Source organism: Luethyella okanaganae, assembly GCF_042660285.1.
Lineage (GTDB): Bacteria > Actinomycetota > Actinomycetes > Actinomycetales > Microbacteriaceae > Luethyella > Luethyella okanaganae.
Window position 1 is genome coordinate 134,525 of sequence record NZ_JBHSTP010000001.1, and the last position, 14,553, is coordinate 149,077.

Annotated in this window: 14 protein-coding genes, 1 tRNA gene and 1 other RNA gene; 4 read left to right on the forward strand and 12 right to left on the reverse strand. The window is 66.4% G+C overall.

Translation table 11 applies throughout. The features are described 5' to 3' along the window. Nucleotides 1-27 precede the first annotated feature (27 nt). From ACFQB0_RS00640 to ACFQB0_RS00680, 9 genes are all read right to left on the reverse strand, one after another. Nucleotides 28-573, reverse strand: coding sequence for a hypothetical protein (locus ACFQB0_RS00640; RefSeq protein WP_386726269.1), 546 nt, complete (start codon nucleotides 571-573; stop codon nucleotides 28-30). A 297-nt stretch (nucleotides 574-870) separates the two neighbouring features. Then, nucleotides 871-2,178: a flavin-containing monooxygenase gene (locus ACFQB0_RS00645; protein ID WP_386726272.1), complete on the reverse strand. Its 1,308-nt coding sequence runs from the start codon at nucleotides 2,176-2,178 to the stop codon at nucleotides 871-873. 31 nt (nucleotides 2,179-2,209) lie between these two features. After that, on the reverse strand, nucleotides 2,210-3,016 hold the full coding sequence (locus ACFQB0_RS00650; protein ID WP_386726275.1) for an aspartate/glutamate racemase family protein: 807 nt from the start codon (nucleotides 3,014-3,016) through the stop codon (nucleotides 2,210-2,212). Further along, complete coding sequence (locus ACFQB0_RS00655; protein ID WP_386726278.1) at nucleotides 3,013-3,657, reverse strand: amino acid ABC transporter permease; 645 nt, start codon at nucleotides 3,655-3,657, stop codon at nucleotides 3,013-3,015. The genes ACFQB0_RS00650 and ACFQB0_RS00655 overlap by 4 nt, the downstream gene beginning before the upstream one ends. Continuing rightward, nucleotides 3,657-4,298 (reverse strand): amino acid ABC transporter permease, encoded by a 642-nt coding sequence (locus ACFQB0_RS00660; protein WP_386726280.1) that lies wholly within the window; start codon nucleotides 4,296-4,298, stop codon nucleotides 3,657-3,659. The genes ACFQB0_RS00655 and ACFQB0_RS00660 overlap by 1 nt, the downstream gene beginning before the upstream one ends. 1 nt (nucleotide 4,299) lies before the next feature. After that, complete coding sequence (locus ACFQB0_RS00665; protein ID WP_386726283.1) at nucleotides 4,300-5,085, reverse strand: amino acid ABC transporter ATP-binding protein; 786 nt, start codon at nucleotides 5,083-5,085, stop codon at nucleotides 4,300-4,302. 56 nt (nucleotides 5,086-5,141) lie between these two features. After that, nucleotides 5,142-6,014 (reverse strand): substrate-binding periplasmic protein, encoded by an 873-nt coding sequence (locus ACFQB0_RS00670; protein ID WP_386726285.1) that lies wholly within the window; start codon nucleotides 6,012-6,014, stop codon nucleotides 5,142-5,144. Nucleotides 6,015-6,058: 44 nt separating this feature from the next. Continuing rightward, nucleotides 6,059-6,796, reverse strand: coding sequence for an SDR family oxidoreductase (locus tag ACFQB0_RS00675; RefSeq protein WP_386726288.1), 738 nt, complete (start codon nucleotides 6,794-6,796; stop codon nucleotides 6,059-6,061). A 29-nt stretch (nucleotides 6,797-6,825) separates the two neighbouring features. After that, a complete protein-coding gene (locus ACFQB0_RS00680; protein ID WP_386726290.1) occupies nucleotides 6,826-7,542 on the reverse strand; it encodes an SDR family NAD(P)-dependent oxidoreductase in 717 nt (238 codons plus the stop codon). 118 nt (nucleotides 7,543-7,660) lie between these two features. On the opposite strand from ACFQB0_RS00680, the gene ACFQB0_RS00685 reads away from it, so the two are divergent. After that, the gene (locus ACFQB0_RS00685) at nucleotides 7,661-8,632 is read left to right on the forward strand and encodes a LysR family transcriptional regulator (RefSeq protein WP_386726293.1); all 972 of its coding nucleotides are present in this window, start codon (nucleotides 7,661-7,663) and stop codon (nucleotides 8,630-8,632) included. Nucleotides 8,633-8,759: 127 nt separating this feature from the next. On the opposite strand, the gene ACFQB0_RS00690 is transcribed toward ACFQB0_RS00685, so the two are convergent. Then, nucleotides 8,760-8,844 (reverse strand) — tRNA-Ser (locus ACFQB0_RS00690). A 208-nt stretch (nucleotides 8,845-9,052) separates the two neighbouring features. Between ACFQB0_RS00690 and ffs the strand changes: the two genes are divergently transcribed. The 3 genes from ffs to ACFQB0_RS00705 all read left to right on the forward strand — a co-directional run bounded on the left by ffs (nucleotide 9,053) and on the right by ACFQB0_RS00705 (nucleotide 12,840). Continuing rightward, nucleotides 9,053-9,149, forward strand: an RNA gene (gene ffs / locus ACFQB0_RS00695) — signal recognition particle sRNA small type. A gap of 281 nt (nucleotides 9,150-9,430) precedes the next feature. Continuing rightward, a complete protein-coding gene (pta, locus tag ACFQB0_RS00700) occupies nucleotides 9,431-11,548 on the forward strand; it encodes a phosphate acetyltransferase (RefSeq protein WP_386726297.1) in 2,118 nt (705 codons plus the stop codon). Beyond that, on the forward strand, nucleotides 11,545-12,840 hold the full coding sequence (locus tag ACFQB0_RS00705; RefSeq protein ID WP_386726299.1) for an acetate/propionate family kinase: 1,296 nt from the start codon (nucleotides 11,545-11,547) through the stop codon (nucleotides 12,838-12,840). The genes pta and ACFQB0_RS00705 overlap by 4 nt, the downstream gene beginning before the upstream one ends. Here the strand turns inward: ACFQB0_RS00705 and ACFQB0_RS00710 are convergent. Both ACFQB0_RS00710 and ACFQB0_RS00715 read right to left on the reverse strand, forming a co-directional pair. After that, nucleotides 12,837-13,370, reverse strand: a complete 534-nt coding sequence (locus ACFQB0_RS00710; protein WP_386726301.1) for a hypothetical protein — start codon at nucleotides 13,368-13,370, stop codon at nucleotides 12,837-12,839. The genes ACFQB0_RS00705 and ACFQB0_RS00710 overlap by 4 nt on opposite strands. Then, nucleotides 13,367-14,551, reverse strand: a complete 1,185-nt coding sequence (locus ACFQB0_RS00715; protein ID WP_386726304.1) for a signal peptidase I — start codon at nucleotides 14,549-14,551, stop codon at nucleotides 13,367-13,369. Before ACFQB0_RS00715 ends, ACFQB0_RS00710 begins: the two co-directional genes overlap by 4 nt. Nucleotides 14,552-14,553 lie beyond the last annotated feature (2 nt).

Here is a 14,553-nt window from a genome sequence, read left to right on the forward strand (position 1 = left end):
GATCGCCCGCGCGGTCGACGCTTGGGCCTACGGTCGTGGGGGCCGTGTCTCGTTCCGGCCCCACAACGGGCGGCGTTCGAACCAGTACAGCAACTCGGGGTGGACACGTGTGAACTCGGCGAGCGTCGTCGGAGTCGCGCTGTAGGTGACGGGTGCGCCGAGGGTCTCTGCGACGACATCCATCGCGGCTTGTGGCCAGTAGCGACCGCGCATGCGCAGCAGGAGCCGGCCGTTCTCGTCGATCGCGAAGAGCTGCGGATGCGTGTCGAGCGTTCCGCCCTGGTAGAGATCGGCGATCAGGATCGAGTCGACCCGATCGACCGGAACCCGGTTTATCCTGCCGAAGAACCCGCGCTCCTCCACTCCGCTGTTGTCGACGCGGATGTAGACGCGCATATAGGCCACGACCGTGAGGCCATACAGGGCCATGAGCACGAGTTGCGCGACGAGGACCGACATCCAGATGCCGTAAGGAATGGCGAGCCAATAGAGCACCGCGAACACCGGTGCGAGCAGGGCGAGAGTCGCAAGACTTCCCTGGCGGAACAGATGTCCGTGGGGTTTCAGGGTCACTGCGCCCACCTCGTGCCGTCTGCGTGCTGTCCCAGCTGCTCCCCCATACATACCCCAGCGAGTATGCCCGATAGCGCAAGGATGTGGTATCGGCTCTTTGGGGGACACGTCGAACCGAAGCGCCGAGTGTGCCCGTTTCCGACGAGTGTTCCCGCTGTAGCGGTACGTCTCGTCGGGAACGGGCACGTTCGCAGCCTGATGGTTCAGTCCAGTCGAGGATGACGGCGAGTTCTCTTGTGAAGACCCCGGGACGGCTGTGTCCACCGTCCCGGGGAGTCGATCGCAACGGGGGGCCCGTCACGCGACCGCGCTGGCCCCCGGGGGCGCAGCGGTGTCGCGCGACAGCGTGAAGGCATCGAGCAGACGTTCGGTGTCTGCGATCTGATCGTTCCAGATGGCGCGCACGATATCGATGCGATCGTCTGCCTCCTGGAGTTCCGCGAGGTAGGCCTGGACGCCGGCGCAACCGGATGGCGCCTTCTCGTGCAGTGCCACCATCCGAGCCGCGAGCTTCGCCTGCACGCCGTACACGGGAATCTGCGGTCCTCGCGGCGCGCTGAGCCCGATGTAATAGAGCTTCTCGAGGCCCTGCGGAATGATTCCAGCAGCGTAGCGCAGGGGCACTCCGTATCTGCGGGGAACGAGATCGTCTTCGAGGAACGGCAGGCTCGCGTTGAACCCGGTCGCCCACAGGATCGTGTCGTACTCGCGTGCCGTGCCGTCGGCGAAGTGAGCGATCTTGCCGTCGATCCGGTCGATGCCTGGGCGGATCGTGACGCGACCATGTTGCACCCAGTAGAGCATCAGGTTGTTGACGACGGTACGCCCCTCGGCGAGGGTGTGATGCGCGGGTCGGGGCATTCCGTCGTAGTTGTGCCACTCCCCGATGGTCACTCGGGCGAGCAGACGCGCGATGAGGTCCTGCTCATCCGGCGAGAACTGCGCCATCCATTCGATCTCCTGGCGTGGCACCCCGAAGTAGCTCTTGGGCTGGAAGAACGTGCCTTCGCGGATGACGATGTCGACGTCGAAGCGGTGCTGTGCCGCATCCACGGCGAGGTCGCAGCCCGAGTTTCCGGCACCGACCACGAGCACGCGCTCTCCTTCGATATCACCGACGTTCCGGTACGACCCGGAGTGCACCTGTTTGCCGGTGAAGTCTTTCGCGACAGTGGGGACCTTCTGATCCCAGAGGTGGCCGTTCGCCACGAACACGCCGTCGTACTCGATGCTCTCGCCCGTGCTCAGCGTCACCAGCCATCCGGCTGAGCCGTCTGGCTCCTCGGTCGCGATCGGCGTGACGGACTCGACGGTGGTGTTGAAGCTGATGATGTCGTAGTGGTCGTGCGCTCGAGCGTATGACTCCAGGTATGCGCGGACCTGGTCGCGCCGCGGGAAATGCGGGTACTCGGCTGGCATCGGAAAGTTCTCGAAAGACGTCATATCGCGCGACGTGATGAGGTGTAGGGCGTCGTAGTCGGTGTGCCAATGGCCGCCGACGCGGTTCGTCTTCTCGTAGCAGTCGACGGCGAATCCGGCCTTGCGGAGCTGTTCGAGCGCCGAGATGCCTGCGGCACCGGCGCCGATGACACAGTACCTGGTCATTCGTGGTCCTTTCGTCATGGATGTTCTTCCATCAGCGGGTGCCGACGGGCGCGCGATTGAGCAGCCGGGATGTCGCGGCGAGCGCGGCCTCGCGGGCGCCGGTGGGGCGGATGTATCCGCGGGGTGTCGGCCCGATGCCGGCCTGCTGCAGCTCCATGAGCTGGAGCGCATGGGTGAACGCGAGGCGGTTGCAATCCAGCACCGGCACATCCGCGTGACCGAGCACGCTGGTATAGCCGTGTGCGGTGAAGATCGGGGCCAGGTAGCCGCAACCCACGACGATCGCATCCGCGCCATCGGCTACGGCCAGTTCGGCGATCGCGTCGAACCGCGCGATGAGCTCTGTCGGATCGACGATCGCGCGAAGCACATCGAGGTGCGTCGACTCAGGAGCGTACGCTCGCACAGGACGATCCACCAGGAACCCGGTCGCACCAAGGCGCATGAGGTCATCCGTGAAGATGGGCACAAGGCTCGGGGCCACCGTGATCACTGCTGCCCGCTTGGCGAGGCTGCCGACCGCGCGCACGCTTCCGTCGGGGAGGCTGGAGACCGGAATCCGCGACGCCGTGCGGACAGCCTCCGTTGGTGCTCCCCAGCATCCGAGAACCATCGCGTCCGCGCGCTCTTGCGCCTCGAGGCTGCTGGCGAGGATCGCCGCATCGCTCATGAGCCGGTTGGCAGAGGTGCGGATTCCGCCGGCGTCGACGGCCACGTGCTGGAGGCGCGTGCGCACTCGCCCTTCTGCCAGCTTCTCGACCTGGTCGGAGAGGAAGCTCCACAGTTCGTCGAGTGCCGGGTCGCCGTGCGTGGCCTCGAGCCAGGTGACGGTCTTCACACGTATCCCTTCGCGAGGCGGTGCTCGACCCAGACCGACAACCATGTGGCTGGAACTGCGATCGCCGCGTAGATGAGGCCGGTGACCGTGTAGACCGCCAGGTACTGAAAGGTGATCGTGCTCACCTGATAGGCCTGGCTCATGAGCTCGTTGACCGAGATCGAGTAGGCGAGCGATGTGCCCTGAAAAGACATGATCGCAAGCCCCATCAGCGCAGGGATCGACGAACGCAGCCCTTGCGGGAGGATGATCCGCACGAACGAGGTCGTGCGGGATAGTCCGAGTGCCGATGATGCCTCGACCTGGCCGGCTGGCACGGACTGGATACCGGCGCGAATCATCTCCGACGAATAGGCGGCGGCCGTGAACGTCAGGCCGATCACCGCGGCCCAGAAGTTCTCGAAAAGCACACCGAGCGCTGGGAGGCCGAAGTACACGATGTAGAGCACCACGAGGGCGGGGATGCCGCGTCCGATCTCGACGACGACGAGCGTCGGCCAGCGAAGCCAGGGATTGATCGCTGAGACGCCAAGGGCGAAGAGCAGCCCGATGAGATAGCCGAACACGACGGACAGGCCGGTCAACTGCAGACTGACGACGAGCCCTTGTCCGAGGCGTGGCAGGTATTCGATCAGGTCCATCAGTGCGCCTTCCGCAGCCGGGTGTCGAGTCGGCGCGCGATCACGGCGATGGGGACGCTCACGATCAGGTAGACCGCGGCGGCGACGAAGAACGGAAGAATGCCGGCAACCGCAGGGTTCTGCCGCGCGAACATCGTCGCTTGGAACACCATGTCGGCGACGCCGATCGTGGATGCGATCGAGGAGTCTTTCAACAGGGACAGAAGGAAGGTCGTGATCGACGGCAGCGCGACGCGAAAGGCTTGCGGTACGAGGATGCGGCCGAACGTGGTTGCGCCTCCGAGCCCGAGCGCAGCCGCTGCCTCCGCCTGTCCCAGCGGCAGGGTCGCGAATCCGCCCCGGTAGATCTCGGCGAGGTAGGCGCTCGAGATGATGCCGAGGCCGATCACCGCGGCGGTGAGCGAATCGAGTCGGATCGTTCCGATCGAGACACCGAAGTAGAGCAGGAACAGCCAGACGATCGGCGGGACGCCGCGGATGAGGTCGACGACGAATCGGATCGCGAGCCTCACCGGCCTGATACGGGAGCGGAGGCCCAGCATCAGCGGGATTCCGCCGACGAGCCCGATCGCGAAGGAGAGGGCCGTCACCAGCAGTGTGAACGGGAGGCCGAGGAGGACGACCGTGATCGCGTCGCCCATGTCAGCGCTCCAGCACGGCGCTGAGAAACCGGCGAGTGCGTTCCTCCCGTGGCGAGTTCATGACGTCAACGGGGTCGCCCTCCTCGATGATGCGGCCCTCGGCCATGACGACGAGATGGTCGCCGACGTCGCGGGCGAACTGCATCTCGTGGGTGACGACGATCATCGTCATGCCTGCGTGAGCGAGTTCCCGCATGACCGCGAGAACTTCGACGCCCACCTCCGGGTCGAGCGCGCTGGTCGGCTCATCGAAGAGCATGGCCCGAGGGTTGAGGGCGAGGGCGCGCGCGATCGCGATGCGCTGCTGCTGACCGCCGGAGCATCTGCCGGGGTGCTGGTCGGCCTTGTCTTTCAGACCGACGCGCTCGAGCAGTGTCAGAGCGCGTTGCTCGGCCTCCTCGCGGCTGCGCCCGAGGATCTTCTCCTGCGGGAACGCCACGTTTCGCAGCACGGTGTAGTGCGGGAACAGATTGAACGATTGGAAGACCATGCCCACTTGTCGGCGCAGGGCCAGCAGTTGCCTGTCGGTGACTCGCTTGCCCGCCTCGACGGTCTGCGACCCCACAGTGATCACGCCTTTGTCGGGCGTCTCGAGAAGGTTGACGCAGCGAAGCAGGGTGCTCTTGCCTGATCCGGATGGTCCGATCAACGCGGTCACGCTGCCGGGATTGACCGTGATCGAGATGTCGTCGAGCACCAGGTTGTCGCCGAAGCTCTTGGAGAGATTCGAGATCGCGACCCCGGCGGTGGCGAGCTCGTTGGGCTGGGTGATAAGGGGACCGGACACAACGGCTCCTTGGTTTGGGGTCGGGGGTGTCGGCGTGATCGCCGGCACCCCGCGAGTCATCGGATGGAGGTGGCGGCCTGGTCTGCGGGGATCAGAAGATCAGCGGGCAGGTCGTAGTCCGCGAGGATACGCGCGAGCGTGCCGTCCTCGCGGTAGGTGTCGATCAGTTTGCTGAATGCGTCGGAGAGATCGGTGTTCTCCTGCGCGATCGGGAAAGCGATCATCGGCATCTTGGTCGTGATCGCGACGCGCGGATCGGCGGCGGCCGGCTCGACTGTGAAGTCGGTGTCCGCGTAGGCGGCGACCGCGACGGCGTACCCGTCGAGTGCTGCCTTGATCCGTCCGTTCAAGAGGTCCTGTTTCATCTCGATCGTCCCCGGATATGTCTTGAAGTTGTCGCCGAGGATCTTCGACATGTCGGCCTCCCATGAGAAGCCAGCTCCGGAGCCGACGGGTCCGATCGACTCGAGTTCCTCGACGGTCGAGGCTCCGTCCGCTGAGATGATCCCCATGCTGTCGAAGAAGGTCGGCGTGGTGAAGCCGACCTGTTTGGCGCGCGCTTCGGTGACGTACCAACCACCGGAGATCATGTCGGTCTTCTTCTGCTCGCTGATCATCGGGATGCCGTTCGCATAGGTGATCGGCACGAACGCGAGGTTCAAGCACTCGGCCTCGGCGAGTTTGCGGATCACGTCGATCTCGAGTCCGGTTGCGTCCGAACCCTTGGTCTGCGTGTAGGGCAGATTCTCGGGGACTCCGACCGTGAGGGTGCCAGCGGTGTACGTGGTGAGGCCGGCATCGGCGGGTGTACAGTCCGCTGAGCCGCTCGAGGCGGCGGGGGCGGAGGTGCAGCCGGCCAGCGCGAGCACGGCGACCGCGGTGAGAGAGGTCGCGTGAATGGTGCGGCGAGCGATGGGGGTGCGTGCCATGGTGAACATTCCTTTTCGTTTCTGGTGGGTGCGGGGTGGGGTGTTTAGACGGCGGTCAATCCGCCGTCGATCGTGAAGGTGGAGCCGGTGACGAAGGAGGATGCCTCGGAGATGAGGTATTGGATGAGAGGCGAGATCTCCTCTGGCCGGGCGCGGCGTGCGAGTGGAGCATCGCTGCTCGTGCCGCCCGCGGGCTCATCGTCGTTCATCGGCGTGGCGACACCTCCGGGACAGACGACGTTGACGCGCACCCTGGGGGCGCATTCGACGGCTGCGACCTTCGTGAGGGCGATGAGCGCTGCCTTCGATGCTGCGTACGCGGCGTAGCCTGCTGACCCGACCAGCGCGGCGGTGGACGAGACATTGACGATCGATCCGGTGGTCGTCATGAGGGGTGCGAGCGCCCGGATGCCAAGGAAGGGGCCCAAGGTGTTGACACGCTCATGCAGTGTCCAGGTCTGCACGGAGGTGTCCGAGATGAGGCCGTAACGCAGGATGCCGGCGTTGTTGACGAGTCCGCACACCGCGGCGTCCGTCGCCGCGAGGCTGGAAGCGAGCCGAGCCCAATCCGCCTCGTCGGTCACGTCGAGGCGACGGTAGTCGACGTCATAGCCACGGGTGCGCACGGTGGCCGCGTACTGCTCGCCGATCTCGTCGAGCACGTCGGTCATGACCACCCGGTAGCCCGTGCGTGCGAGCAGGGCCGCATGGGCCGCCCCCTGGCCGCGCGCGGCACCCGTTACCACGACGGTCCGTCGCTGTACGGCGGTGATGGTGTTCACGGCTCTCTCCTCGGTCCCGATCGATCTGCTCAGCGCATCACGTCGCCGCCGGCGAGGACGATGGTCTCTCCGGTGAGGAACGCTGCATGGTCTCCGTGTGAGATCAGCCACACCCAGGCGGCGATCTCCTCGGGCTGAGCGACGCGGCCGAGGGGGATGGATGCGGCTGCCGCCTCCATCCGACCTGTCGCCGCGTTGCCCGGTGTCGCCACCCAACCGGGGGCTATCCCGTTGACCCGGATGCCGCGAGGGGCGAGCTCGAGCGCGAGCGACTTCGTCAGCATGACCACCGCCGCCTTCGAGGCGCCGTAGAGCAGCTGTCCGCGCGAGACCTCGAAGGCGTCGACGGATGCGAAGTTCACGATCGAGCCGCCGGCGCCCATGCGCGGATGGGTCACTGCGATGACGTTCAGGGGTCCGAGCACATTGATGTCGAAGATGCGGCGATAGCTCGCCTCGTCGTAGCTGTCGAGCGTGGTAGGCGGGTAGACGCCAGCGATGTTCGCGACGACGTCGATCCGCTCCCCTTCGGCGAGGACACCGTCGATCGCCGCCACAAGTGCGTCGCGGGAGCGCACGTCGGCGATGATCGGGGTGAAGTCGGCGGCGAGGTCTGCCGCCACCGATCCCGTGTCGATGTCGATGCCGATGACCTTGTACCCGCGGCGCAGAAACTCTTCGACGGTGCTCAATCCCATGCCGCTGGCGGCTCCCGTGATGAGGGCCACTCCCGTGGTCTGCGACATCCGATTCTCCTGCTCCTTGTTGACACCTGGTGGAGATACCAGTGCACCAGTGCAGGATCATAAGGGCAATCCTCACTTCGATATGCTGACCATAGGTTTTTCCTATAGAAGGAGCGGGATGCCATCGCCAACGGTCCGTCAACTGGAGTACTTCATCACCGCGGCACGGCTGGGTACCTTCGCCGCCGCAGCGGTGGATCGTCGCGTCGCGCAGCCGAGCCTGTCCGAGCAGATCAGGGTTCTCGAGCAGATCCTCGGCCTTCGTCTGTTCACCCGCACATCACGGAGACTGCTGCTCACCGACGCGGGAAAACAACTCCTCCCCCTCGCTGAACGTGCCCTCTCGGATATCGCCGAGATGTCTGAGCTAGGGCGGCGAGTGCGAGCGATCGAGGAGGGGACAGTGTCGTTCGGCACGTTCAACAGCGCTCACCTCTATCTGCTCACCGACCTCATCCGCGACTTCCATGCTCTGCACCCGGCGGTACGTATCCAGGTGACCGGACTCAATTCAGCCGAGGTCGCCGACGCGGTGCGCGATGGCCGCATCGAAGCGGGTCTTGTGCAACTTCCGATCGACGACCGCGAGCTCATGATGACGCCCAGCGTGTTCGTCGACCGGGTCGTCTACGTCTCGCGTAACCCCGAGAGCACACGCACGCCGATCGATATCGCGACGCTCGCCACTCGGCCCCTCATCCTCTCTGAGGCTCGGTGGTCTCAGGACGACCCGCTGCGTGTCTCCCTCCTGGAAAGAGCGCAAGCGGCCGGTGTGGCGCTGCGCCCAATAATCGAGGTCGAGTTCCAAACCCATGCGCTCGAACTAGCGGCGCAGGGGGCCGGGGATTCCCTCGTCTCCTACCACGTTGGGCGCTCGGTGATCGCAGACAGAGGGCTGCACTGGGTGTCGCTCAACCCTTCGGTCGAGGAGCACTATGCCTTCGTCACGCGGCGCGCCGGTGCCATCTCGCCGGCCACGGCGGAGTTCATGAAGCTTGCACGTCGCCTGCTTGCGCGGCTCCAAAACGCGAGTCCGGATCCGAGCGAGACCTCGCCCGTCATCGGTCTGGTCTCGAGTGATCTCGCCTAACCCGCCCGAAGCGCCCAATGTGTCCATTCACGACGAGTGTTCCCGGTATAGAGGTACGCCTCGTCGGGAACGGACACACTCGCGGCGGAGGGCGGAGGGCGGAGGGCGGAGGGCGGAGGGCGGAGGGCGGAGGATGGGGGATTCGAACCCCCGAGGGCTTTCACCCAACACGCTTTCCAAGCGTGCGCCATAGGCCACTAGGCGAATCCTCCTGGCAGATCACTCCCGGTTCGAAGGAGCAAGCCACAGAGAATCCTACCCGACGGGAAGCGGTGCTGCTCGCGGCGCGGCGGATGTGCATACGGCGCGCGGTGGATGCGCCTAACGAGAGGCCGCGCCATCATCGGCGATGGCGATGGCGATGGCGCTGGCGAACAGAGGGAGAAGCAGAAGCTGCCGCGTGAGCACGGTAAAGTAGTCAGTGGCTCCTCGCGTGGCGCCATCCAGGCCAACTCCCCCAGGACGGAAACGTAGCAAGGGTAACCGGGCGCTGGCGGGTGCGCGAGGGGTCCTTTTTCGTTGACGGTGAAGCCCACCTCGATCGCGGTCGGCGACACTGACGCGACCATCCATGCCTCGAGCCACCGGAACCGACTCCGGGGCTCGCCCATGTTCGGCCGGTGCCGCGCATGCCTGACACCGGCACCGGTCGGAGCGACACGACGACCGGCTTCACGATCACCGCCCCCAGTCAGACCTAATCTTTCCTAATCTTTCCGCCGCGACTCCAAGTCCGCGTGGCCGGCGCGCGACGACATCGTAGGCGGGCACCGGCATTCTCCCGCTTAGGCTGGAGGGGTGACGCGCAGCATCTATGTCTCTTCGGCCGAGGGCAACACCGGTAAGTCCACGATCGCGCTCGGGGTGATCGAGACCCTCGCCCATACGGCCGCGCGCGTCGGGGTGTTCCGCCCGATCGCGCGTTCCACCGTCGAACCGGACTATGTGCTGCAGCTCCTGCTCGCCTCGGCGACGGTCGACCTGCCCTACGAGAACTGCGTCGGCGTCACCTACGACGATGTGCACGCCAACCCCGATGCGGCACTCTCGCACATCGTCGAGCGGTACAAGGCGGTCGAGGCCGCATGCGATGCGGTCGTCATCGTCGGATCCGACTACACGGATGTCGGCAGCCCGACCGAACTCGGATTCAACGCGCGGATCGCCGCGAATCTCGGGGCGCCGGTGCTGCTCGTGCTCGGCGGTCGCATCGCTCAGGCACAGGGTGAGCGGCTCGGCCAGTCCGATCCGCGCAGTCCGGCAGACGTGCAGCATCTCGCCGAGCTCGCGCTCGTCGAACTCCGCCACGCGCACGCTTCGTTGCTCGCCTGCATCGTCAACCGTGCGGATGCCGAGCTGCTTGCCGAGACCACGGAAGCGGTCTCCTCTGCACTGCTATCGGCCGGCACCTCGGTGCCGGTGTGGGCGATCCCCGAGGACCCCGTGCTCGTGGCGCCGACGATGCGCGGCATCATGGAGGCGACGGACGGCACGCTCATCAAGGGCGATCCCGAGTTGCTCGCGCGTGAGGCCCTCGGCGTGGTGGTCGCCGCGATGTCGATGGACAACGTCCTGCCCCGGCTCATCGAAGGAGCCGTCGTGGTCGTGCCAGCAGACCGCACCGAGGTGTTGCTCGCCGTGTTGCTCGCGAACGCCTCCAGTACCTTCCCGTCGCTCGCCGGCATCGTGCTCAACGGCGGCTTCGCGCTGCCGGAGCCGATCGAACGGCTCATCGCCGGCGTGCGATCGCCGCTGCCGATCATCCGCACCGACCTCGGCAGCTACGACACGGCCCTGCGTATCACACGAACCCGTGGCCGGCTCGCCGCCGATTCGAGCCGCAAGCGCGACACCGCTCTCGCGCTCTTCGAAGCGAACGTCGACAGCGAAGCGCTCCTCGACCTCCTCGACCTCAGCCGGGCTGCCGTGGTCACCCCGCTCATGTTCGAGTACGGTCTCATCGAACGGGCCCGCGCCGCCCGCCGTCACATCGTGCTGCCCGAAGGCGACGACGACCGGGTGCTGCGCGCGGCGGCGACGGTGCTCGCCAGGGGCATCGCCGAGCTCACCATCCTCGGCGAACCGATCGAGGTGCGTTCGCGTGCCATCGAACTCGGGCTCGACATCGCCGAGGCGCGGATCGTGAGTCCCTTCGACGATGTGATGCGGTTCAAGTTCGCTCAGGAGTATGCGCGACTGCGCGCCCACAAAGGCATCACCGTCGACCAGGCGCGTGACACCGTCACCGACTCCTCGTATTTCGGAACCATGATGGTGCACCTGGGCCTCGCAGACGGCATGGTGTCCGGTGCGGCGCACACCACGGCGCACACCATCAGGCCCGCCTTCGAGATCATCAAGACCAGACCGGAGGTGTCGGTCGTCTCGAGTGTGTTCCTCATGGCGCTCGCCGACCGGGTTCTGGTCTACGGTGACTGCGCCGTCATCCCCCATCCGACGGCGGAACAGCTTGCCGATATCGCGATCTCGTCGTCGGAGACGGCACGGCAGTTCGGCATCGAGCCCCGCGTGGCGATGCTCTCCTACTCGACGGGCGAGTCGGGCTCGGGGGCCGACGTCGACAAGGTGCGCGCTGCGACCGCGCTCGTTCGCCGGCGCCGCTCGGAGCTGCCGGTCGAGGGGCCTATCCAGTACGACGCCGCCGCAGACGCCGCGGTCGCGGCCACGAAGATGCCGGGTTCGACCGTAGCCGGTCGCGCGACCGTGTTCGTCTTCCCGGATCTCAACACGGGCAACAACACCTACAAGGCTGTGCAGCGCAGCGCCGGCGCAGTGGCGATCGGACCCGTTCTGCAGGGCCTCAACAAGCCGATCAACGATCTCTCCCGTGGCGCGCTCGTTCAGGACATCGTCAACACCGTCGCGATCACCGCCATCCAGGCGGCCACGTCGTGAGCGGCAGCATTCTCGTCGTCAACTCGGGCTCGTCGTCGTTCAAGTACCAGCTCATCGACATCTTGACGGAACGACGACTGGCGAGTGGGCTCGTCGAGCGCATCGGCGAGGAACTCGGCCGGGTCATCCATACCGTGAGCGGTACGGGCGAGCAGCAGGACGAGACCTCGTTCGAGACCCCGATCCCCGACCACACCTCCGGATTCGCCCTCATGCTCAACGCCTTCGGCGAGCACGGGCCTTCCCTCGAGGGCAACGCTCCCGTCGCCGTCGGCCACCGCGTCGTGCATGGTGGTGCGCGGTTCCACCAGCCGACGATTGTGACGCCGGCGGTCGTGCGCGACATCGAGGATCTCGCCGCGCTCGCTCCGCTGCACAATCCCGGCGCTGTCCAGGGCATCGAGGCGGCCAGAAGCGCCTTCCCGTCGGTGCCCCATGTGGCCGTCTTCGACACGGCGTTCCATCAGACCCTGTCGCCGGCGGCGTTCAGCTACGCCATCGACGCGGGTCTCGCCGAGCGGTTCCGCATCCGCCGCTACGGTTTCCACGGCACCTCGCATCGCTTCGTGTCCTGCGCGGCGGCGGAGTTCCTCGGACGCCCAGTCGAAGAGCTCAATCAGATCGTGCTCCACCTCGGCAACGGGGCGTCGGCGTGCGCCGTCGCCGGAGGACGTTCGGTCGAGACGAGCATGGGGATGACGCCGCTCGAAGGCCTGGTCATGGGTACGCGCTCCGGCGATATCGATCCAGCCGTGCTCTTTCACCTGCACCGCAAGGCAGGCCTCGGCGTCGACGAGCTCGACGAACTGCTCAACCGGGGGAGCGGTCTGCTCGGCATGAGCGGCCGAGGCGACATGCGCGATGTCATCGCGGCAGCAGAGTCAGGCGACGGCCCATCCGGTCTGGCCTTCGAGGTCTATCTGCACCGGCTCAAGCACTATGTCGGAGCGTACTATGCGCAGCTCGGACGCCTCGACACGATCGTCTTCACGGCGGGCGTCGGCGAGAACAACGCGCTCGTGCGCGCTGGGGCGCTCGAGGGGCTCGAGGGGCTCGGTATCCGGATCGACCCGCAGCGGAACGAGGCCCGGTCGCGAATCGCGCGTGTCATCTCCTCAGACGACTCATCCGTGACCGTGCTCGTCGTGCCGACCAACGAAGAGCTCGAGATCGCGCGCCAGACCCTCGCCTGTACCGGCCGGAAGGGAGGCCTTCGTGCGGACGGGAGGCCCCAATCCGCGGAATCGGCCTCCGTAGTTCCCGAAGGCCTCCCGTCTGGTCGGTTGCTCTAGCCGTTGTGGATCGAGCAGCTACCGGTGCCGACCAGCACGGGCAGAGTCCCGATCACATACGACTGCTTGGATGTCCAGCCACCAGGGCCTTGCGTCTGAAGCACGAGATAGACGTCGCCGCCGAGCGCTCCGGAGAGAAGGCCGCCCTGGAAACGGGTCGAGTACACGCCCCCGACCGGGCCGGTGGTCGTGACGCCGCTTCCGATCGAGATGGGAAGCAGACTCAACAACGATGCGCCGCCCGCGTAGCTCACATTGGTGCTCGTGTAGCCGCCGCCGATGGTCCAGGTGATGTCCACCTGAGCGCCGACGATCAGCACGTTCTTCGCCGTGCAACTCGTGATGACGGGCGCGGGGACGGTCAACGCCTGCAGGGTTCCGGATGACGCCTGCTCGGCATCCGCCCACGACGCATCCGATGCGGCCGGGGCGACGAGGAGCATGCCGACCGCTGCGAGAGCACCGGCGGCGAGAAGAAGCGCGCGCGTCGCGCACGATACGCGCCGTTCCGAGGCGGTCGGGCGACTCATCCGGCGCGTCGCCTCCTCCGTGCGATGAAGATCTGCGCAGTGACGAGCAATGCGATTCCCAGGGCCATGGCCACGGCTCCGGCGGCGAGGAGGCTCGCAAGCTCCGATCCCGTGGCCGAGAGACCGCCGATCGCGCCGGGAACGGTCGAGGCGTCGTCGCCGGAACCCGAGGCGTGCACGCGGAGCACCACCGTATGAGCAGCATCGTCCTGAACCGGGCTCCCTGGCATGGACACCTCGAAGAGCAGCCAACGCTGTTCCGACGACGGCATGGACTCGATCAATCGCTCGACACCGTCGACTGGGAGGGGCTCGGCGTCGGCGATGATCGACGCCCCTGTCGCGCAATCCGAGTCCGTCCAGCGTTCGCGGCACGAGCGGATGGTCGCGAGCAGTCCCAGCTCGGCGCTTCCCGCTCCCGAGAGCAGTATCTTCACCTCCCCTGGTTCCGGGGGCGATGCGGCGACGCCGACCTCCCAGCGCACAGGCGAGCCGGAGGCGAGGCTCGCCATGGCTCGCTCGTCGCTGATCGTCGTCAGCGTGATGTACCGTCCCGTGAAGATCTGCTCCGTCGGGGCGGCAGCCGCCGACGGGGGATCGGCGGCGACGGTCCCGACGGAGCAGATCACGAGGACGGCGAGCGCCGTGCTCGCGACGCCGGGGGAGTGGCGACCCGTTCGACGGATCGCTCGCTCGCCCCGCGGCCAGAATGCCCACGTGACAAGGGCGGACGACCCGATCGTGAGCGATCCGAGCACCCAGGGATTGGCGAGCCAGACGACGACGTAGGCCAGGCCCGGCGCCGACCACAGCACCATCCGCACGGAGTCGACCGTGTAGGGAAGCGGGTCCTCAACCTCGTTCGCATCGCCCTTCAGGACGAGGCTGCGTTGGCTTCCTGAGCCGAAGCGAGAGATGGAGACCACCCGGTGCGTGATCGGCAGTGCGCCCGCTCGATCCACCGTCACGACATCGCCGACGACGACCTCGCTCGCGGGGATCTCACGGACGACGGCGAGAGAACCGGCGGGGATCGTCGGACCCATCGAGCCCGTCTTGAACATGATGAGGGTCACTCCGAGGAAGAACGCGAGGCATGTGAGCGCGATGCAGAGCAGACCGCCGACCGCGGCGAGGTTGAGCGCGACGCCGCCGATGACGCCACGCCGACTTCGTGCCATGT